Annotated in this window: 12 protein-coding genes; 9 read left to right on the top strand and 3 right to left on the bottom strand. The window is 66.0% G+C overall.

The features are described from left to right. The first annotated feature begins 15 nt into the window (after positions 1-15). Positions 16-1,554 carry a phospholipase D family protein gene (locus D2N39_RS09240; RefSeq protein WP_119134496.1) on the top strand — a complete coding sequence of 513 codons (1,539 nt, stop codon included), beginning with the start codon at positions 16-18 and terminating at the stop codon, positions 1,552-1,554. Between the two features lie 72 nt (positions 1,555-1,626). On the opposite strand, the gene D2N39_RS09235 is transcribed toward D2N39_RS09240, so the two are convergent. Then, positions 1,627-4,728, bottom strand: a complete 3,102-nt coding sequence (locus D2N39_RS09235) for a calcium-binding protein (protein ID WP_119134495.1) — start codon at positions 4,726-4,728, stop codon at positions 1,627-1,629. A gap of 238 nt (positions 4,729-4,966) precedes the next feature. Between D2N39_RS09235 and D2N39_RS09230 the strand changes: the two genes are divergently transcribed. Together D2N39_RS09230 and D2N39_RS09225 are read left to right on the top strand one after the other, a co-directional pair. Further along, a complete protein-coding gene (locus tag D2N39_RS09230) occupies positions 4,967-7,135 on the top strand; it encodes a sensor histidine kinase (protein ID WP_119134494.1) in 2,169 nt (722 codons plus the stop codon). Between the two features lie 39 nt (positions 7,136-7,174). After that, complete coding sequence (locus tag D2N39_RS09225) at positions 7,175-7,882, top strand: LuxR C-terminal-related transcriptional regulator (RefSeq protein ID WP_119134493.1); 708 nt, start codon at positions 7,175-7,177, stop codon at positions 7,880-7,882. Here D2N39_RS09225 and D2N39_RS09220 read toward each other — a convergent pair. Then, positions 7,875-10,394 carry a cation:proton antiporter gene (locus tag D2N39_RS09220; protein ID WP_119134492.1) on the bottom strand — a complete coding sequence of 840 codons (2,520 nt, stop codon included), beginning with the start codon at positions 10,392-10,394 and terminating at the stop codon, positions 7,875-7,877. The genes D2N39_RS09225 and D2N39_RS09220 overlap by 8 nt on opposite strands. Before the next feature lie 111 nt (positions 10,395-10,505). Between D2N39_RS09220 and D2N39_RS09215 the strand changes: the two genes are divergently transcribed. From D2N39_RS09215 to D2N39_RS09190, 6 genes are all read left to right on the top strand, one after another. After that, positions 10,506-11,495: a sugar-binding transcriptional regulator gene (locus D2N39_RS09215; RefSeq protein WP_119134491.1), complete on the top strand. Its 990-nt coding sequence runs from the start codon at positions 10,506-10,508 to the stop codon at positions 11,493-11,495. Then, entirely contained in the window at positions 11,488-12,447 is a 960-nt protein-coding gene (deoC, locus tag D2N39_RS09210; protein ID WP_119134490.1) for a deoxyribose-phosphate aldolase, read from the top strand. The genes D2N39_RS09215 and deoC overlap by 8 nt, the downstream gene beginning before the upstream one ends. Before the next feature lie 10 nt (positions 12,448-12,457). After that, positions 12,458-14,827, top strand: coding sequence for an aldehyde dehydrogenase family protein (locus D2N39_RS09205; RefSeq protein WP_199725226.1), 2,370 nt, complete (start codon positions 12,458-12,460; stop codon positions 14,825-14,827). 56 nt (positions 14,828-14,883) lie between these two features. Next, on the top strand, positions 14,884-15,783 hold the full coding sequence (locus D2N39_RS09200; protein ID WP_119134489.1) for a LysR family transcriptional regulator: 900 nt from the start codon (positions 14,884-14,886) through the stop codon (positions 15,781-15,783). A 308-nt stretch (positions 15,784-16,091) separates the two neighbouring features. Continuing rightward, positions 16,092-17,444 carry an FAD-binding domain-containing protein gene (locus D2N39_RS09195; protein ID WP_119134488.1) on the top strand — a complete coding sequence of 451 codons (1,353 nt, stop codon included), beginning with the start codon at positions 16,092-16,094 and terminating at the stop codon, positions 17,442-17,444. Between the two features lie 142 nt (positions 17,445-17,586). Continuing rightward, positions 17,587-19,743, top strand: coding sequence for a malate synthase G (locus D2N39_RS09190; protein WP_119134487.1), 2,157 nt, complete (start codon positions 17,587-17,589; stop codon positions 19,741-19,743). A 159-nt stretch (positions 19,744-19,902) separates the two neighbouring features. Here the strand turns inward: D2N39_RS09190 and D2N39_RS09185 are convergent, their stop codons facing one another. Then, the gene (locus D2N39_RS09185; RefSeq protein ID WP_119134486.1) at positions 19,903-21,702 is read right to left on the bottom strand and encodes an aminopeptidase P family protein; all 1,800 of its coding nucleotides are present in this window, start codon (positions 21,700-21,702) and stop codon (positions 19,903-19,905) included. Positions 21,703-21,737 lie beyond the last annotated feature (35 nt).

Here is a 21,737-nt window from a genome sequence, read left to right as displayed (position 1 = left end):
CCGGAAGGGGTGGGAATGGGGTTCTTGCGGTTCGTGTTGAAGCTGGCGCTGGTCTGTGTCGCACTGATCATTCTGGCGCGGTTCCTGTTTCCCCTGCCGTCTCTGGAAAGCCGCATCCCAAGCCAGGCCCTGCCCGCCGCACCGGAAACCCCGCTCAGCCGCGCCTTGCAGCCCGAGGCCGGGGCACATCCCGGTCTGACCGGCATCCGTCCGCTGCACCATGGGGCCGAAGCCTATGCGGCACGGATGCTGCTGGCCCGCGCCGCCACCCGCAGCATCGACGCCCGTTATTACATCTGGCAACGCGATCTGACCGGCCTGCCACTGCTGGATGAATTGCGCGCCGCCGCCGAACGCGGGGTTCGGGTGCGGCTGCTGGTGGATGACAATGGTACGTCGGATCTGGATACCGAACTTGCGGCGCTGAACGCCCTGCCCTCGGCCGAGGTGCGTATCTTCAACCCCTTCACGCTGCGCAAGCCGCGCATGCTGTCCTATGCCTTCGACTTTCCGCGCCTGAACCGCCGGATGCACAACAAGAGCTTTACCGTCGATGGCGCCGCCACGATCATCGGCGGGCGCAATATCGGCGACATCTACTTTTCGCGCGCCGCCGATACGCAGTTCGCAGATTTCGACCTTCTGGCAACCGGAGCCATCCTGCCCGAGGTCGATGCCGATTTCGATGCCTACTGGAACAGTGGCTCGGCCTATCCGCATGAATTGCTGATGAAGCCTGTGGCCACCGATGCCGCCCGCTTCGCCGCGGCCGTCGCCGAGGCCCATGCCGCGCCGGATTCTGGCCGCTATGACGCGGCCTTGCGGGACACGCGGCTTGTGGCCGATCTGCTGGCAGGCAAACGGATCTTCGAATGGGTGCCGGTGCAATTGGTTTCCGACGATCCGGCCAAGGGGCTTGGGCCCGTCGCCCCCGAGGCGCTGATGCTGGGCCGTCTGGCCGCCATCGTCGGCACGGCCGAACAGCGGCTGGATCTTGTCTCGGCCTATTTCGTGCCGGGAAAGCGGGGGGTCGAGGTGCTGACCGGCCTTGCCGCGCGCGGGGTCAAGGTGCGCACATTGACCAATTCGCTGGAGGCGACGGATGTGCTGCCGGTGCATGCCTCTTACGTCAAATACCGCAAGGCACTGCTGGAGGGCGGGGTCGAGGTCTATGAACTGAAACGCAGCCCCGCCTCGGCCGAAAGCGCCGAACGGCTTGGCCTGCTGGGCAGTTCAGGCGCCAGCCTGCACGCCAAGACCTTCGCACTGGATGACAACCGGATCTTCGTCGGCTCGTTCAACTTCGATCCGCGCTCGGTCTTGCTGAATTGCGAGATGGGATTTCTGATCCAGAGCCCCGGCCTTGCCACCGCCATGCGTGAAAGCTTTGACAGTCATCTGGGGGAAACATCCTGGCGCGTGACGGAAGCGCCTGACGGGCTTGTCTGGTCCGATGGCAGCGGGGTTCCCCGGACCGATGAACCCGGCACCAGCCTGTTCCATCGCATCGCGCTGACAGTCATCGGCTTTCTGCCCGTCGAATGGATGATGTAACCCGAAAGCAAAGGCCGCGCGAAGGAGGGGATCCCCGCGCGGCCAGCATTGCCCGGTTTTTCGGTGCAGCGATCAGATCAACACGAAATCGTTGACCGACAGGTTGCTGACACCACGCAACTGGGCAATGAACTCGGCTTCTGCAACATCGCTCTTGCCGTCCGCGTCGAACCAGAGACGGCCGTTATCGGTTTCGAACAGGAAGGTCGGTCCCGTGGTCTTGGCTACGGGCGACGCGCCGGTCACAACCTCGAAAGTCGTGCCGCTGCCCGCATAGATGCCGAAGTAGTAGCCGATACCCAGCTTGTCGGAGCCACGGGTGAAATCGGTGAAGATGTCACCCTGATTGCCGTCACGGCTCAGCATGAACACATCGGCCCCGGCGCCGCCGGTCAGCAAGTCGTCGCCGCCACCGCCGTCCAGCGTGTCGTTGCCGGCGCGGCCATCAAGCGTATCATCGCCCAGCAAGCCGTTGATGTAATTGTTCTTGCCGTCACCGCTGATCCGGTCCTCGGCATAGCTGCCGTGCACCCTTTCGATGTTCTTCGCCGTCAGCCCCTTGGCCAGACCATCATTCTTCGACTGGTTCGCCATGTCGAAGATCACGCTGCCGTAATAGCCAGAGAACTGGAGCGTGTCGGTGCCGGTGCCACCGTCGAAGAAATCCTTGCCGGTCGCATCGCTGCGCCACAGCATGTCATCGCCCGAACCGCCCAGCAGCCGGTCATCGCCCGCACCGTCGGTCATGGTATCGGTGCCGCCGCGGCCGATCAGCGTATCATTGCCGCCATTGCCATTCAGCACATCGACACCATTGGCGCCGGTTACCTTGTCCTTGCCCGCGCTGCCCTGATATTGCACCGCCTCGAAGCCTGAAACCTTGGTGTTCGCGTCCAGCTTCTGCGAAGCCTTGCCGATGTTCAGTGTGTAATTGGCGGTCTGTTCCGACAGGTTCAGGATCAGCGTGTCGAACCCGCCGCCGCCGATCGCGGTCGCGCCAAGGCCGGTCGTGATCACATCGTTGTCGGCCCCACCATCCAGCACGTCGCCGGTTTCCGAGTTGCCCCAATAGCTGCCACCATAAAGGTAGTCCATCCCGGCCCCGCCGCGCAGGATGTCGCGGCCCATGCCCGCATCCAACCGGTCACTGCCATCGCCGCCGAACAGCTTGTCATTGCCCTCGCCGCCGCTCAGCGTGTCGTTGTTCGCCCCGCCGGTCAGCGCATCATTACCGGAGCCGGTGGCGATGTTGACCGTCTCGAATCCGCTGATCTTGATGCGCCCGTCCAGAAGCGATTTCGTCTTCTTGATGTCGAAGACGACATTTTCGGTCTGGTCGGTCAGCGTCAGCCCGATCAGGTCGGTCCCGGCACCGCCATCTGCCACAAGCTTGCCGGTGCTGGCCGCCTTGAGGGTGATGTACAGGCTGTCGTCACCCGTGCCCATCTTGGTGTTGCCGCCGATGTCATAGCCCGCGATGCCTGCATAATATTCAAACAGCGAGACATAATCGTTTCCTGCCCCGGCATCGACCTCGTTGGTGCCGTAGGAATCGTTGATCCAGTCGTTGCCATCGCCGCCGATCAGGGTGTCGTCGCCTTCGCCGCCATCCAGCGTGTCGTCGCCAGCGCCTGCATTCAGGCTGTCATTGCCGGTATCGCCGCGCAGATAGTCCCAGTTGTTCTTGGTGCCTGACAGCGTGTCGTTCCCGGCCCCACCGCTGACATTGACGGATTGCAGTGCGCCCACCTTGACGAACTTGTCATTGCCCGAACCGAAGCTGGTGCTGACGATCTCGATCCCCTTGAAGACCGAACCGCCGGTCAGCGTGCCCTTGGTGCCGGTGAAGGCCAGCACCAGATCACGGGTATCGGCATAATTACCCATCGACAGCGTGTCACGGCCGGTGCCGCCGTCAACGGTGTCCTTGTCCGCGGAATCCACCGACAGGAAATCGTCGCCCGCACCGCCGTTCACCTTGTCGCTGCCGCCATAGGAGAAGATGCTGTCGCTGCCGCCACCCGAGTTGAGCACGTCATTGCCCGAGGTGGCATAAAGCGTGTCATTGCCTGCCAGCGAGGTGAACTTGATGCCCTGCCCCTGGTTCGAGGCTTCCAGACGGAAATTCTCGAAGCCATTGTATTTGGTGCCCCCCGGCAGCGAAACCGTCTTGCCCGGAGCCTTGACAGTAAAGTTGTCGGTAATCCCCTGAAGCACCAACGTATCGCTGCCCGCACCACCCTTTACCGTATCACGGCCGACGCCATACCGCAGGGTCACATTGTCATCGCCCGCGCCTGCGTCGATCAGGTCATTGCCGTCGGGATCGGTGAAAGTGTCGTTGCCCGCGCCGCCATACATCGAGTCGTTGCCAAGGCCACCATCGAACGTGTCGTTGGTGATGCCGCCGGTCATCTTGTCGTTGCCTTCGCCTCCGTAAAGCCAGCCCGCCAGCCCGACGTTCAGCGTGTCATTGCCCGCGCCGCCATCCAGATAATTGGCGCCCTGCTGTCCATCCAGCCTGTCGTCGCCCTCGCCCCCATTGAGCGAGTCGTTGCCCATCCCGCCCAGCAGCGTGTCATTGCCAGCCGCCCCGAGGATCGAGTCATTGCCGCCCGCGCCGTCAATGCGGTCATTGCCGTCACCGCCATACAGGAAGTCGAAGAACATCCCGCCGGTGATCTTGTCGCCCTGCGCGGTGCCGGTGATGTTGAACACATCGACCCATGTCACCTTGACGTTGCCGGTCAGCGTCTGGGTCTTGATCCAGTCACCGATGGTCAGCGTCAGCTTGCTGCCGCGCGACGAGTAATCCAGATACAGCCAGTCAAGCCCTGTGCCGCCGTCGATCACATCGCCATCGTAATCCGAGATCGGCTGACCGTAGCCGCCGATCGTATCCGATCCGCTGCCGCCAAAGATCCGGTCCTTGCCCGCACCACCGCTGAGAATATCTCCGGCGCTGTCGCCATAAATCACGTCATTGCCGGCCTCGCCATTGAGGACGTCGGTGGCAAAGCCACCATAGAGGGTATCGTTACCCTCGCCCCCCAGAACATTGTCATTGCCGAAGCCGCCGAACACCTTGTCGTTGCCACCCTGGGCAAGAATCTGGTCCGCCTCGTCCGTGCCCTTAATGGTGTTCTTTTTGTCGTCGCCGGGAAGATAGGCCATGGTCAAACCCCGTTTGAAAAATTTTATCTGATATGACGCATCCAGCGCCGCAAACCCATCCCCCGTTCAGGGGAGGCGCCCCGGAAAGACCCAGGAATTGCCACAGTCATCCTACAGCGGGTTGCAGGGTATTTTCCATACGTTATGGTCTTTTGGGCAGGCCTGCGGGGGACAGGTTTGCCGGGGAGAATGGGGACTTTGCACATCCGGCCGGATCGACACCCCAAGGGGTTGCTGAATGCATGAATTGCGCACGCCTGCGTTGCGCCTTCTGGCCGCTTGCGTGGCAATCCTGCTGCTGGCGCTTGCCGTGCTGGCCCTGCGTGAAAGCCAGCCCGACTACGGCGTGACCCTGCTGCCCGAGGGGGCGGCCGTGGTGGCCGTCACACCCGATGGCCCCGTTGCTGCGGGCTGGCTCTTGCCGCCGCAGGGCATGCCCGGCCCGCAAATCGCCCTCACCGCCGAACTGCTGGTCGAAGACCCCGACATGCTGAACAGCTATGCCGGTTTCCGCGCCTATCTGGATCTTCAGGGCGACATGACAGCGCTGGCCCGGCGCGCGGCCACGGCCGGGCAACCGCTGCGCCTGTTGCTGGCGGATGGCCGGGAAATCGCGCTGCCGGTGGCCCTGGAAACACCGCTTCGGCACCTTCCGGTGATGTTCTGGGTGCAGTGGGCGGTCGGGATCGTGGTGCTGGCCATCGCCGCCTTTCTTCTGGTGCTGCGCAGCGGCCGGAACGCCGGGCCGCGACCGGAGGGCCTGGGCGGTTTCGTTCTGGCCGGGGCCGGAGTCGCCACGGCCGCCTTCACCTCGGCCATCTACGGCACCCGAGACCTGTCGATCGACCCCGCCCTGCAATGGGGACTGAGCATCGTCAACCACGCCGGAACATTCGCCTTTGGTGTCGGCATGATCGGCCTCTTTGCCCGCTATCCGCGCCCGGTTCTTTCTGCCCGCTGGGTCTGGGTGGTGGCGGTTCTGGCGGCGGTCAATGAACTTGCCTATCGCCTGCACCTGCCGCCCTATGACCTGATCAAGCCGCAGGTGCTGATCGGGCTGATGTTCCTTGCCATCCTTGCGCTGATCCTGCTGCAATTGCGCGCCACGCGCGGTCAGCCGGCAGACCGCGCCGCGCTGCGCTGGCTGGGGCTTTCGGTGCTGCTGGGGTCGGGCGTCTTCGTGCTGCTGGTCTCGCTGCCGGCGCTGGTAGGGGCCGAGACGATCCTGTCGCAGGGGCTCGCCTTCGTGCCGCTTTGCGCGATCTATGTCGGCACCGCGCTGGCGCTTGCCCGCTACCGGCTGTTCGATCTGGACCGCTGGGCCCTGCGAGTGCTGTTCAGCCTTGCCGTCGTCGGGCTGATGATCCTTGTCGATACGATTTTCCTGCTCACGCTCAGCCTGTCCGGTCCCGCCTCGCTGGCGTCGGCCGTGGCGCTGGTCGGGCTGGTCTATTTCCCCTTGCGCGATCTGGTCTTCGACCGCTGGCTGGGACGGCGGCGCCCCGATCTGGCGGCGCTTTACCGCGATACGCTGTCGGTGGCCTTTCAGCATGGCGGGCAGGCCAAGGCGGCCGCATGGCGCGGCGTGATGGAACGGCTGTTCGCACCTCTGCGGATGGAAAACCTGCCCGCGCCCCTCGCCGCCGCCGCGCTGGAGGACGAGGGCCTTTCGCTGCTGGTGCCCGGCCCCGAAGGCACCCCTGCGCTGCGGCTGGGCTATGCCGCCTCGGGGCGACGATTGTTCAATGCCGAGGATCGCGCGCTTGCCGACGAACTGGCCGCAATGGCAGAAGCGGCAGGGCGTGACCGCATGGCCTATGAAACCGCCGTGGCCCGCGAGCGCCAGCGCATCGCCCGTGACCTGCATGACGACGTGGGCGCGCGTCTGCTGTCCAGCCTGCACGCCCGCGATGAAAGCCAGCGTCAGGATTTTCTGATCGAGGCGCTGTCCGACCTGCGCCAGATCGCCACCGGGCTTTCGGGACGCGAGGTGTCGCTTGCCACGCTGGTCGGCCAGTTGCGCGCCGAAAGCCGCAGCCGGGCCGAGGCCTTGGCCCGCCACCTGATATGGCCGCCGGGCGGCGCGGATGAGTGCGAAATTCCTCTACGCTATGAATTCCAGCGCAATCTCACCGCCCTCCAGCGCGAGGCGCTGTCCAATGCACTGACCCACGGGACGGGCGACATCACCGTCACCACCAGTTGTGAGGGCGGCATCCTCCGTCTGTCCATGACGAATGACATGGTGAATATGACACCCGCAGGGGAACAGCCCATGCGCGGCAATGGAACCGGCAACATGCGCAATCGCGCCGAAGCCCTGCAAGGGCGCATGGAGGCCGGTCCGACGCCGGATGGACAGTATCTTATGGAACTTTATCTTCCTCTGAACGTTGATAAGACTTGAGCCAAGCCAACCCGGCAAGACCGAACCCCCGACGGACCCATGAATCAAAGCCGCGATGCAGACCTGTCCAGATCGCTCCGCCCGGATGGCGGGGTGCTGCATGCGCTGGTGCTGGACGATAATCGTGAAACCCGCAACTGGATCTGCGAGACACTTCTTTCCACGCTACCCGGCGCGGTGATCGCCACCGCCGCAACCTGTGCCGAGGCCGAAGCCGCACTGTTCCAAAGCGGCACGCGCTATGATTTCGCGCTGATCGACCTCGACCTACCGGACGGGCATGGCATCGACATCATCCGCGCCATCGCCCGCGACCTGCCCGATACGCTGCCGGTGGTCATCACAATTTTCGAGGATGACGCCTCGCTGTTCGACGCGCTGGCGGCCGGGGCGATGGGGTATATTCTGAAAGGCGTGAAGGCCGCCAGCCTTGCCGACCAGTTCCGCCGCATCGCAGCGGGCGAGCCTCCCATTTCGCCGCGCATCGCGCAACGGATGATCGCGCATTTTCAGGCCCATGCCGCCACCCCCCGCCCCGAGGCCGCCCTGCCCGACGTGGCGCTGACCGCGCGCGAGCAGGAGGTGCTGCGCCTGCTGGGCAAAGGCTTTACCGGCACCGACATCGCTGCCGCGCTGGGGATCACCCCCAACACCTGCGCCTCGCATACGAAGTCGATCTACCGCAAGCTCAACATTTCCAGCCGGGCCGAGGCGGCGCTGGCGGCCAGCAGGCGCGGGCTTATCTGACCGGGGCAGGCTCCGGTGGCGGGACGCGGGCCGCCGCCTCCATCAGCCCCCGACGCGCCGTGCTTTTCTCGACCGCCTCGCGCAGCGTCGCATCGCGCGACAGCAGATCGAGGAACCGCGCCTCATCCAGTGTCAGCAGCGTGCAATGGGTGATCGCCGTCACCTGCGCCCGGCGCGGACGGCGGGTCAGAATGCCAAGCTGGCCGAACATCTCGCCCCGGCCCAGACGTTCCACCTGACTGGCGAATTCAACCTCCACCGCCCCCGAGGCGATAAAGAACACGTGCCGCGCCGGATCACCCTTGCGGATCAGCACATCGCCGGGCTGGGCGTAAACCGTCGCCACCCGCTTCTGCACCATGCGCAACTGTGCCGCATCCAGCCCGGCCAGCGCGGGCATCTGCCGCAGCATGGCGCTTTTCTGCACCGCCAGATCCAGACGCGGCCGCCGGTTCAGCCGCCGCCGCGCACCGCCAAGCGACTGGCGCAGGGTCATGTGCAGTTCGCGCCCGATCAGCCCGTCTTCCAGCAGCGTGTCATATTCGCGTTCCTCCAGCCGCAGGGCCAGACGGCGGATGAAGCGGCGCTCCATTTCCTCGGCATAGCCGGGGTATTGCAGGCGCAGCGCATCCAGCGCCTGTTCCACCTCTTCCTCGCGCTGCGTCAGCAGCCGGTGCAGCAGATCGGCCACGCGGCGACCGTGGATACGACGGATCTTGCTGTCGATATAGCCGTGCAGATCCTTCAGAAGGATGCGCTGGTTTTCAAGAATTTCAAAGCGATGCGCGGTCAGCAGCGCCAGAAGCCATGAAATGCGCAGCCGGTTGTTCAGCCAGACCGCAACACGGTGCAGCCGCCCCCGCCCCAGCGCCCGCCGCGCCGCCCGGCGATAGCCGGTGCGCCCGCCCGCCCGTGTGCCCTCCATCAGCCGGTCGGCATCTGTCAGCATCTGCTGCGCACGGCCGGGGGTGATTTCCTGCTCACGGAACGCCTCCAGCACCAGATCACGCTCGCGCCCGGCAAGGGCCAGCAGGCCAAGGGTGATCCGGTCCTTCTCGCCGATGTCCGAACTCTCATCCGCCAGCTCCACCGCCTGATCCAGCCTCGCGGCAAAGCTTTTCGCCTCGGCCCGCGCGATATCGCGGCTGAGACCATGTTCCTTCACGCTTTCCGCCACCTCCTCGCGCACATTCTGAAGCGCGACAGCGATGACCTGCCGCGACAGCGCGACATCCAGAGGCGCAAGTTTGGCCAGCCCCAGCCTGCGGATCAGCAGGCGCAGGGTGGTGCCCTGTCCGAACAAGGTGAACAGGGTGAAGCCGGTTGCCAGAATGCCGACCTCGCGCCGCACATCGACAGGAACGCGCAGGTTTTCCGTCACCGCCAGCGCCAGCGCCAGCGTCACCGCCCCGCGCAAGCCGCCCCAGAGGATCGCCACGCGATAGGGCTGATCCACCTGCGGCGACAGCCGCAACCGCGCCAGCAGGGGCAGCAGAACCCACAGCATCAGCATCCGCGCCACCGTCGCCGCCACCACGACGACCAGCACGAGGAACAGATCGAACAACCGCGCATCCGCCATCAGCCGCGGAATAAGCAGCGAGGCCAGCACGAAGATCAGCGCCCCGGCCCAATGCGCCAGCAGATCCCAGACCTCGCGCAGGTTGGTCCATGCACCGGGCGACATCCGCCCCGGCCCGGCCCAGTTCAGCGTCATGCCAGCAAAAACCACCGCCACCACGCCAGAGGCGCCCAGCAGCTGATCGGCGATCAGATAGGTCGCATAGGGCACCGCCACGGAAAGCGACAGTTGCGCCAGCGGCCAGGCTGCCAGCATCACCATGGCGAACAGCGCCACCTGCGCCACGATCCAGCCGGTGAGCATCCCGCTGGCTACCTGCACCGGCAGGCCGATGAAGGCGTCATGCAGCGTCGGGTTCGGCACCCCCGCCATCACGAAGGTCAGGAAGAAGCCAAAGAGCGCGATGGCCGCCGCGTCGTTCAGCAGGCTTTCGCCCTCGACAATCCGCGCCAGCCGCTGCGGGGCGGCCAGCCCCCGGAAGATACTGACGACCGCGGAAGGGTCGGTGGTGGACACGATGGCGCCCACAAGAAAACAGGCCAGCACCGACATCTGGCTGAACGGCACCAGCGCCCCGCCCACGAAAGCCGTCGCCGCCAGCACCGCCAGCACCGCCATCACAAGGATCGGCACCCAGTCATCCAGCATCCGCCGCAGATCCAGCCCCAGCGCTACCTGAAACACCAGTGTCGGCAGCAGCGCGTAAAGGAAGACGCTGGACCGGATCGGTAGCGCCAGCAGCGCTGAAATCTCGTCCGGCAGGCGCGTGCCCATGGTCGCGGTCAGCGTCGCTGCCCCAATCCCCAGAAGCGCGCCAATGGCGGCCAGCGCCACCGTGTAGGGCAGGCGCAGACGCTCGGCCACAGGCTCGGCCAAGGCAATGACGACGAACAGAAGCGCCACTGCGGCAATGATGAGAATGATATTCATGAACGCAGAATAAGCGTCTGGCCAGAAAGGCAAAAGGCCGTTCACGCAAAGGTTGGCTCACCAAAGGTTACAAATGTTGCTTTATCCTGCAAATGATGTATTTTTGCGCAGATGAGCGACCGCAGCCCCTATTCCGCACGCCTGCCAGCCGATGAAAGCCGCGACCACCTGATGATTCAGGCGGCGAAGCTCTATTACGACCTCGACCGTACACAGGCGCAGGTGGCGGATGAACTGGGCCTGACCCGCTGGCAGGTCGGCCGCCTTCTCGCCGAGGCCAAGGCCGAGGGCGTGGTGCGGGTGGAGATCGTGCCGCGCGCGCGCCGCGCGACAGGGTTGGAGGCCGCTTTGCAAGCGCGCTGGAACCTGCGCGAGGCGCTTGTGGTGCCGATGGGCGGCGTCACCGATCCCGACATGCTGAACGAAGGCATCGCGCAGGCCGCCGCGCGCTGGCTGGCAACGCTGACGCCGAAACCTGCGCTGATGGGCGTAAGCTGGGGCCGCACCATGGCGGCACTGGCGCGTGCCCTGCCACAAGGCTGGGCACCGGGGCTGGAAGTGGTGCTCCTGAACGGCGCCGCCGCCCTGACAGTGACTGACCCGCGCAGTTCCGCCGTGGCCGAGGCGGTGGCGCAGGCGGCGGGGGGCAGCGCCACGCTGCTGCCGGTGCCCGCGATCCTTGGCCAGCCCTCGACCTGCCGCGCGCTGGAGGCCGATCCGGTGATCGCACGCGCGCTGGCCCGTGGCGCCGCCGCGCCGCTTCTGGCGTTTTCGATGGGTGGCGTCTCGCATCGTTCCGCCCTTTGCGCGCAGGGCTACCTCAGCCCCGCCGAGATTGACGCGCTGCGCGCCCATGGCGCGGTGGGCGACATCCTTGGCCATTTCGTCGATGCGGCGGGGCAGCCCGTCGATGCGGCACTGGATGCCCGCACGCTGGGCCTGCCGCTGCACCGCCTGCCCCATGCCGAACATCGTCTGGCCCTTGTGGCGGGGGCGGAAAAACACGCCATCGCCCGCGCCGCCTTGCAGGCCGGATATGTGTCGGTCCTCGTGACTGACGACGCCACCGCCCATTTCCTGCTGGAGACCCCGAATGAGTGAAAACGGCACGTTCCCCCGGATGACCGGCACGGAATTTATCCCGGAATGGTTCGAAAATGTCAGCGTCAACCGATCCGCCGCCGAACGCCGGGCCGCCAGCCTGCCGGGTCGCCGCACGGTGAAGAAGGATCATCAGGCGGCATGGCTGGCCCGCGCCATCACCTGCATCGACCTGACGACACTGGCGGGCGATGACACCGCCGGACGCGTGCAGCGGCTTTGCGCCAAGGCACGGCATCCGCTGCGGCCTGACCTGCTGGCGGCGCTGGGGCTTGACGCGCTGACCGTCGGCGCGGTCTGCGTCTATCCAACCATGGTGCCCCATGCGGTGAAAGCGCTGGAAGGCTCGGGCATCCCCGTGGCCTCGGTCGCTACCGGCTTTCCCGCCGGGCTGACCCCCCTGCCGCTGCGGCTGGCGGAAATCCGTTATGCCGTCGATCAGGGCGCCACCGAGATCGACATCGTGATCACCCGCGAACAGGCACTGACCGGCAACTGGGCGGCGCTTTACGATGAAATCCGCCAGATGCGCGAGGCCTGCGGCGACGCCCATATGAAGGCGATCCTTGCCACCGGCGATCTGAAAACCCTGACCAATGTCTACAAGGCCAGCATGGTCGCCATGCAGGCGGGCGCCGATTTCATCAAGACCTCGACCGGCAAGGAAGAGGTGAACGCCACCCTGCCCGTCTCGCTGACCATGGTGCGGGCGCTGCGCGACTTTGGCGATCGCACCGGCCAGTGGGTCGGGTTCAAACCTGCGGGCGGGCTGAAAACCGCGAAGGACGCGATGAACTGGCTGATCCTGATGAAAGAGGAAATGGGCAGCCGCTGGTGCATGCCCGATCTCTTTCGCATCGGCGCCTCGTCGCTGCTGGGCGATATTGAACGCCAGTTGGAACACCATGTGACGGGCCGCTACTCGGCCGCCAACCGGCATGCGCTGGCCTGAGGAGAGCACCATGACCATCAAGGATCTCATGCAGACCATGGATTACGGCCCCGCCCCCGAATCCGCGACCGAGGCGCTGGCCTGGATCGCCGACCGCCCCGTGATCGGGCATTTCATTAACGGCCGCTTCACCGCCCCCGAAGGCGAGACGGTGGAGGTGGTGAACCCCGCGACCGATGCGGTGCTGACCCGCGTGGGGCTTGGCACGGCAACCGAGGTGGATGCGGCGGTGCAGGCCGCCCGCGCCGCCTTCCCCAAATGGGCGGCCCTGCCGGGGCATGACCGGGCGCGCTACCTTTACGCCCTCGCCCGTCATGTGCAGAAGCGCGAACGCTTCTTCTCGGTGCTGGAGACGCTGGACAACGGCAAGACTATCCGCGAAAGCCGCGACATCGACGTGCCCTTGGTCGCGCGGCACTTCTACCACCATGCCGGCTGGGCCGAACTGATGGCCGATGACTTCCCGGGCCATACGGCACTGGGGGTCTGCGGACAGATCATCCCGTGGAACTTCCCGCTGCTGATGCTGGCGTGGAAGGTGGCCCCCGCGCTGGCGGCGGGCAATACCGTGGTGCTGAAACCCGCCGATCTGACGCCGCTGACCGCCTATGCCTTCGCCGAAATCTGCGCCGAGATCGGCCTGCCGCCCGGCGTTCTGAACATCGTGAACGGCGATGGCGCCACCGGCGCCCTGATCGCGGGGCATGAGGGCGTGGCGAAGGTCGCCTTCACCGGCTCGACCGAGGTGGGCCGGGTGATCCGCCGCCAGATCGCAGGTTCGGGCAAGAAGCTGTCGCTGGAACTGGGCGGCAAATCGCCCTTCATCGTGTTCGAGGATGCCGATCTGGACGCCGCCGTCGAAGGCGTCGTCGATGCGATCTGGTTCAATCAGGGCGAGGTCTGCTGTGCCGGCTCACGCCTTCTGGTGCAGGAGGGCATCGCGCCGCGCTTCTTTGACCGGCTGCGCAAACGGATGGAAACGCTGCGCGGCGGCGATCCGCTGGACAAGACCATGGATGTCGGCGCCTTGGTGTCGCGCAAGCAGTTGGCGCGGATCAACGGCCTGCTGGCACAGGCCGAAGCCGAGGGCGCGACCCTGCATCGCGCACCCGCGCAGATGCCCGCGCAAGGCGCCTTCTGCGCACCGGGCTTCCTGACCGGCACCGCCCCCGCCCATACCGTCAGCCAGACCGAGATCTTCGGCCCCATCGCCACCACCCTGACCTTCCGCACCCCGGACGAGGCCATTACGCTGGCCAATGACACGCGCTATGGCCTTGCCGCCTCGGTCTGGTCACAGAACATCGACCGGGCGATCGAGATCGCAGCCAAGGTCAAGGCGGGCGTGGTCTGGATCAATGCCACCAATATCTTCGACGCCGGCGCCCCCTTCGGCGGCTTCCGCGAAAGCGGCTATGGACGCGAGGGGGGCCGCGCGGGGATGCGCGAATACCTCACCGCCCCCGCGCGGCCGGGCAAGCCGCGCCCCGATCCGGCGCCACTGTCCGGCGTTGCCCCCCATGCGGGCAAGGCCGACCGCCCGAGCATCGACGTGACCGCGAAGCTCTATATCGGCGGCAAGCAGGCCCGGGCCGATGGCGGGCAAAGCTATACCGTCACCGGCAAGGGTGGCGTGGCGCTGGGTCAGGCGGCGCTGGCCAACCGCAAGGATGTGCGCAACGCGGTGGAGGCTGCGGGCAAAGCAGGCGGCTGGGGCGGCGTGACGGCGCATAACCGCGCGCAGGTATTGTATTTCCTGGCCGAGAACCTGTCGCAGCGGGCCGAGGAATTCACCGCCGCACTGGCCGCCTGCGGCACCCCGAAACCGGCCGAGGAAGTCGCGGCAACCCTGCGCCGCGCCTTCTGGTATGCCGCGCAGGCCGACAAGTTCGACGGCACGGTCACAGCAACGAAATCGAACCACGTCACGCTGACGGTGAACGAGCCCTTTGGCACCATGGGCCTGATCGCCCCGGACGAAGCGCCGCTTCTGGGCCTGATGTCGCTGATCCTGCCCGCCATCGCCATGGGCAACCGGGTGGTCGCCGTCGCCTCGCAAAGCCACCCGCTGCTTGCGACGCGGCTTTATCAGGTGCTGGAAACCTCGGATATTCCGGGCGGCGTGGTGAACCTGCTGACCGGCACCCGGGACGAACTGGCGAAAACGCTGGCCGAGCACGATGATGTGGCGGCGCTGTGGTATTGCGGCTCGGCCAGTGGCGTGGCGATGGTGGAAACCGCGAGCGCCGGGAACCTGAAGCCGGTCTGGACTGATCAGGGCCTGACCCGCGACTGGCTCGATCCGGCGCAGGGACAGGGGCGCGACTTCCTGCACCGCGCGGTGCAGGTGAAAACCATCTGGCTGCCCTACGGCGCCTGATTGGCCATTGGCTTCATCGCATGTATACAGGGCTTTCATAAGCCAGGGGACATGCGATGAAGCCCAGCCTGCGACAGATCGAATGCTTTCAGGCGGTGGCGGAGCTTGGCAGCTTTTCCCGTGCCGCCGAGCGGATGAACACCACGCAACCGGCGCTGAGCCAGGCGATCCGCGATCTGGAAACCGGGTTGGGCGCTCGGCTGTTCGACCGCACCACCCGCCGCGTCGATCTGACCGAGGCGGGCGAGGCCTTTGCCGCCTCGGCCTTCGTGGTGCTGGCGGAACTGGATCGTGCGGTCAGCAATGTGCAGGATCTGGGTCAGTTGCGGCGCGGGCGGCTGCGGATTGCGGCGCCGCCGCTGCTGGCCGCCGCCGTGCTGCCCGCCGTGCTCCGCGAAACCGCTGCGCAGCACCCGGATCTGTCGCTGCAGGTCGAGGATCTGGGCACCGATGCGATCGTCGAGCAGGTGCGCAACGGTCGCGCCGATCTGGGGCTTGGCACCTTCCAGCCCGGCGAGGAGGGCGTGGTGGTAACCCCGGTGCTGCGCGACCGGCTGATGGTGTTTCTGGCGGCGGACCATGCGCTCGCCGATCAGACAGAGCTGACATGGGCGCAGATCGCGGGCCAGCCGCAAGTGGCGCTGACGCGCGAAAGCGGGCTGCGCCTGCTGGCCGAGGTGGGCTTCGAAAGCGCGGGCCAGCCCTACCGTCCGGCGCTGGAGGTGCATCAGATCCATACCGCGCTGGCGCTGGTGGAACAGGCGGGGCTGATTGCCGTTCTGCCCGCCTATGCCAAGGCCGCTGTGCATGCCCGCGCCATCTTGGCGCGTGCACTGACCACCCCCGACATCGCGCGCGAGGTGGCGCTGCTGCGCGCCCGCGATCGAAGCCCCTCCCCCGCCCATGTCGCCGTCGCCGCCATCCTGACCCGCGTGCTGCGCCGGATGGCAACCTGAGGCCGCACATCGCGAATCTGTTGAAAAGACATGAAAAAAAGCCCTGCCGCGTTTGGCGACAGGGCAAGGCTGAGCAGTAGAGGAATGCCTCATACTGTTCGGCTGTTTGCCCCCCAAATGCGCCCAAAATAAGTAAACCACCGGGATTTGACTGCGTCAGAGCCTCAATTCCGCCACAATTCCCGCCCGGTTCGGCGACAATCTGCCCGTCGGGGACAAAGGGATGCGCGGGCGTCAGCCGGCGCCCGCATGACCCTTCCCGTTGCATGACATTTGACGGGCGCCGCGTGGCGAGCTAGAAATGTTCCATGAATGTTCTCATCTGGATGAACCGTGATCTGCGGCACGAGGCCCATCCGGCGCTGGCTTTCGCCGCGGCGCGCGGGCCGGTTCTGCCGCTTTATGTGGTGGACCCCGACGATTGGGCCAGACCGGATCGGTCGGGCCGCCATTGGGCCTTCTGCGCCGAAAGCCTGACCGATCTGACCGAGGCGCTGGCCGCGCAAGGGTTGCCGCTGGCGATTCGGGTCGGCGATCCGGTCACGGTGATGGAACGTCTGGTGCGCGCCCATCGCATTACCGAAATTGTCACACAACAGGGCGGCAGCGCGGCAGAATCGCGTGTGGCCGCCTGGGCACGCGCCTCGGGCCTGCGCTGGACGGCCCTGCCCGCCGATGCCCCGGCAGAACCATTGATCGCGCGCGGGATTGAAGGCGTATCACCCGGCGCACTGCCTTCTGCCCGCGCTTTGCGGCTGGCGGATGACCCTTGCCCGCACCGGCAGCGCGGCGGGCGCGTGGCCGCGCTGACGATGCTGGAAAGTTTTCTGGCCAGCCGCGCCGCCCTTGGGCGCCCCTCGTCCAATACCCCCGCCGGGGCTGAACGCGTCAGTTCGCGCCTGTCCGCTCATCTGGCCTTTGGCACGCTGTCGGCCACCGAAGTCACCGCGGCAATCGAGGCACGACTGGCCGGGCGCCCCCCTTCGCAAGCCATTGCCACCCTGCGCGGCACGCAGGCCCGGATTGCGGTGCGATATGGCGATGGCGACGCCTCTGCCCGCCCTCGCCCCACCGCTGAAAGCGATGCCGCGCGACTGGCCGCCTGGACTGCGGGCGAAACCGGCCTGCCCTATCTGGACGCCTGCCTGCGTTACCTCAACGCGACAGGCTGGCTGCCCCATGCCACGCGGTCGATGGTGCTCGGCTGTGCGGTGCACCACCTGTCGCTCGATCCCCGGTCGGCGGGCGAGGCGCTGGCCCGGCGGTTCACCGATTACACCCCGTCGATCCACTGGGCACAGGTCTGGCGCCACGCCGGTCTGGCGGAGACCACGCCGCGCATCTGCAACCCGATACGGCTGGGTCAGACGCTGGACCCCGACGGTAGCTTCACCCGGCGCTGGCTGCCCGAACTCGCCCCGGTCCCCGATGCGCTGTTGCAGGAACCATGGAAATGGTCCGGTGCCCCTGGTCTGCTGGGCCGCCGCTACCCCGAGCCGGTGGTAGACCCCGCCAGCGCGGCCCGCGCCGCCCGCGACCGCCTGACGGCAGCCCGACGCACTTGCGCAAGCCCGCCGCCCCGTCGCATCCGTCCTGTCCTCTCCGCACTGATCGAAGGTAGCCGCACCCACCCCGGCGGTCAGCTTTGCTTCGACCTTTGAACAGGCATTGCCCCCGGAATCCGTTTATCAAGAATGCCCGATAAGTGTTTTTCGCCAGAGCTTTCAAATCCGGCGTCGGCTTCGGTTGCCCGGAAGGCGGTTTTTCCGCATCCTCGCCGCCAGTCACAGCGGAGAGTCGGAAATGACCGGACGGATTGCCAAGAACGGACTTCAGGTGGAACGCCAGCTGGCCGATTTCATCGAAACCCGCGCCCTGCCCGGCACCGGCGTCAGCGCCGACACCTTCTGGAGCGGCCTCGCCACCGCGATTGCCACGCTGGGACCAAAGAACCGCGCCCTGCTGGACAAACGCGCCGCGCTGCAATCCAGCATCGACGACTGGCACAAAGCCCGGCGCGGCCAGCCGTTCGAGGCCGAAGCTTATGAAGCCTTCCTGCGCGAGATCGGCTATCTGGTGCCCGAAGGCCCGGATTTCAGCATTGAAACCGCCAATATCGACCCCGAGATCGCCATGATCCCCGGCCCGCAACTGGTGGTGCCGGTGATGAACGCGCGCTATGCGCTGAACGCCGCCAATGCCCGCTGGGGCAGCCTTTACGACGCACTTTACGGCACCGATGCGCTGGGGGATCTGCCCTCGGGCAAGGGTTATGACCCGGCGCGCGGCGCCCGCGTCATCGCCTGGGCCCGCGATTTCCTCGACAGCGCTGTGCCGCTGGCCGGTGCCAGCTGGAAGGATGCGCTTGGCTTTGCCGTTGAAGCTGGCGCGCTGGTGGTCCGAACCGCTCAGGGCGGCAAGGCGCTGGCAACCCCCGCACAATTCGCCGCGCATATGGGCGAGGCCCGCGCGCCGCAACAATTCCTGTTGCGCAACAACGGGCTGCTGATCGAAGTGGTCATGGATGACCGTTCCGCCATCGGCGCTTCGGATGCCGCACATATTTCCGACATCTGGCTGGAAAGCGCCCTGTCCGCGATCATGGATTGCGAGGACAGCGTGGCGGCGGTGGATGCCGCCGACAAGGTGGTGGCTTACGGCAACTGGCTGGGCCTGATGACCGGCACGCTGACCGAAGAGGTCAGCAAGGGCGGCCAGACCTTCACCCGCAGCCTGCGCCCCGATGCCAACTGGACCGGCGCGGATGGCACGCCGCTGACGGTGAAGGGCCGCGCCCTGATGCTGGTGCGCAACGTCGGCCACCTGATGACCAACCCCGCCATCCTTGATCCCGAAGGCGCCGAAGTGCCCGAGGGTCTTATGGATGCCTTCGTCACCACGCTTTGCGCGATGCACGACCTGAAGAAGACTGCTGGCAGCCGCAACTCCGCCACCGGCTCGGTCTATGTCGTGAAGCCCAAGATGCACGGCCCCGAGGAAGTGGCCTTCGCCGCCGAAATCTTCGACCTTGTGGAAGATACGCTCGGCCTGCCACGCAATACCGTGAAGCTCGGGATCATGGACGAGGAGCGCCGCACCAGCGCGAACCTGAAGGAATGTATCCGCGCCGCGAAATCCCGTGTCGCCTTCATCAATACCGGCTTCCTTGATCGTACCGGCGACGAGATCCACACCTCGATGGAGGCCGGGCCGATGGTCCGCAAGGGCGAGATGAAACACGCCGCCTGGATCAAAAGCTACGAAGACCGCAATGTTGACATCGGTCTTGCCTGCGGGCTGCGTGGCCGTGCGCAGATTGGCAAGGGTATGTGGGCGCCGCCCGATCTGATGGCCGCCATGCTGGAACAGAAGATCGCCCATCCTCAGGCCGGGGCAAACTGCGCATGGGTGCCCTCGCCCACCGCCGCCACGCTGCATGCCACCCATTACCACCGCGTCGATGTGCTGGCCCGGCAGGATGCGATTGCCAAAGGCGGCCCGCGCGGCACCTTGCGCGACCTGCTGACCATTCCGCTCGCCCAAGGCACCAACTGGTCCGAAGCCGAAATCACTACCGAGATCGAGAACAACGCGCAGGGCATCCTTGGCTATGTCGTGCGCTGGGTTGATCAGGGGGTGGGCTGTTCCAAGGTGCCCGACATACATGATGTCGGCCTGATGGAAGACCGCGCCACCTGTCGTATCTCCAGTCAGGCGCTTGCCAACTGGCTGCATCACGGCGTCATCTCGCAGGCGCAGGTGATGGAGGCGATGCGCAAAATGGCCGCTGTGGTAGACCGCCAGAACGCCACCGACCCCGGCTATCGCCCGATGGCGCCCGACTTCGATGGCCCGGCCTTCAAGGCCGCCTGTGATCTGGTTTTCGAAGGCTGCGCCCAGCCTTCGGGCTATACCGAACCCGTGCTGCACCGCCGTCGGCTGGAGGCCAAGGCCCGCTGACCCGAACGCCCCGCCGCATTCCCGGCGGGGGCGTGGTTATTTGAGTATTTGTACAAGAAGCAAGACAGCCGGTCGCGCGCCGTTTTGCCGCCCCCGCAAAAGCTCTGCTGTTTGCTCCTTGCCCAAATACTCAGGCAAGCTCTACCAGAAGCGCGGCGGTCAGAGCGGCGCGCAGGCGGTCTTGAGCCACTCCAGCGCGGCACCATCAACCAGTGGCCCGATCTTCGCCAGAACCTCGGCGTGATAGCCGTCAAGCCAGCCGCGCTCACTTGCTGACAGCATGTCCGGCAGGATCAGACGCCGGTCAAAGGGCACGAAGGTCAGCGTCTCGAAATCATATTGCGCGCGGTGGTCACCCAGCGGCGGCGCCTCCCGCACCACGATCAGGTTTTCCAGCCGGATGCCAAATGCCCCCTCACGGTAATAGCCCGGCTCGTCCGACAGGATCATGCCGGGCACCAGCGGCACGTTGGAGAGCCGCGAAATCCGCTGCGGCCCCTCATGCACCGAGAGGAAGGCGCCGACGCCATGCCCGGTGCCATGGTCATAATCATAGCCCGCAAGCCAGAGCGGCGCGCGGGCCAGCGCATCCAGATCCCGCCCGGCCAACCCCTTCGGAAACCGCGTGCGCGCCACCGCGATCATGCCTTGCAGCACGCGGGTATAACAGTCGCGCGCGTCAGGTTCTGACGGTTCGCCGATGGCGATGGTGCGGGTGATGTCGGTCGTGCCATCCAGATATTGCCCGCCGCTGTCCACCAGCAGCAGATCGCCAGGCGCCACCGCGCGATTGGTGGCCTCGGTCACCCGATAATGGATGATGGCGCCATTTGGCCCTGCCCCGCTGATCGTGTCGAAGGACAGGTCGTGCAACTGGTTGCTTTCGCGCCGGAAACCTTCCAGCGCCTCGACCACCGCAATCTCGGTCAATCCGCCCTGCGGCGCAGTGGCATCCAGCCAGGCAAGGAAGCGCACCATGGCAGCGCCATCGCGCAGATGCGCGGCGCGGGTCGCGGCGATTTCGGCCCCGTTCTTGCAGGCCTTCGGCAAAGCGCAAGGATCGTCGCCGGTCGCCACCGCAACGCCCGCATCCTCCAGTTCCTGCGCTACCGAGACCGGCGCGCTGGCCGGGTCGATCCGCACCGGGCCGGGCAGGCTGTGCAAGCCCGGCACAAAGGCCGCAACCGGGCGCAGGGTCACATGATCACCCAGACCCGCGCGGGTTTCTGCGTCGAATTTCGCCGGATCGGCATAAAGCGTCACCCGCCCGTCGTCATGCAGCACCGCAAAGCCATGCAGGACCGGGTTGCGCGGCACATCGGCCCCACGCAGGTTCAAAAGCCAGCACAGGCTGTCGGGCAGCGTAATGACGGCCGCACGCTGGCCCGCCGCACGCAACCCCTCGGCCAGCCGCGCCCGTTTCGAGGCGCTGCTTTCCCCGGCCAAAGCTTCGGGGTGCAGGAAGGCGCGCCCCTGCGGTGGCTCGGGCTGATCGGGCCAGATTGCATCGACCATATTGGCGCAGGGCCGCAGGATGACTCCGCTGCCTGCCAGTGCGGTTTCAAGCTTTGCAATCTCGTCCACCGCGTGCAGCCACGGATCGAAGCCGATCACGCCTTCCGCCAGATGATCAGCGATCCAGTCACCCGGCTTCACCTCTGGCCAGTTCACCGGCGTGAACATCGCCAGATCGACCTGCGCGCGCACCTGAGTGCGATAGCGGCCATCGACGAAAACACCCGCGATGCCCGGCAACACGATGCAAAACCCGGCAGAGCCGGTAAAGCCGGTCAGCCAGGACAGCCGCTCGTCCCGCGCCGCGACATATTCACCCTGATGGGCATCGGCGCGTGGCACCAGAAACCCGGACAACCCTTCAGCCGCCAGCCTGCCCCGCAGCGCGGCCAACCGCCCTGCGCCCTGCGACGGGTCTGTCTGCGCGGTGAAATCCTGAAACATGCCCGCCTCTTTACCTTGGCCCAAATATCCTCGGG

Source organism: Gemmobacter lutimaris, from assembly GCF_003570715.1.
Lineage (GTDB): Bacteria > Pseudomonadota > Alphaproteobacteria > Rhodobacterales > Rhodobacteraceae > Gemmobacter > Gemmobacter lutimaris.
The sequence above is the reverse complement of the archived record's forward strand: the minus strand, read 5'-3'. Positions and strand labels throughout refer to the sequence as shown.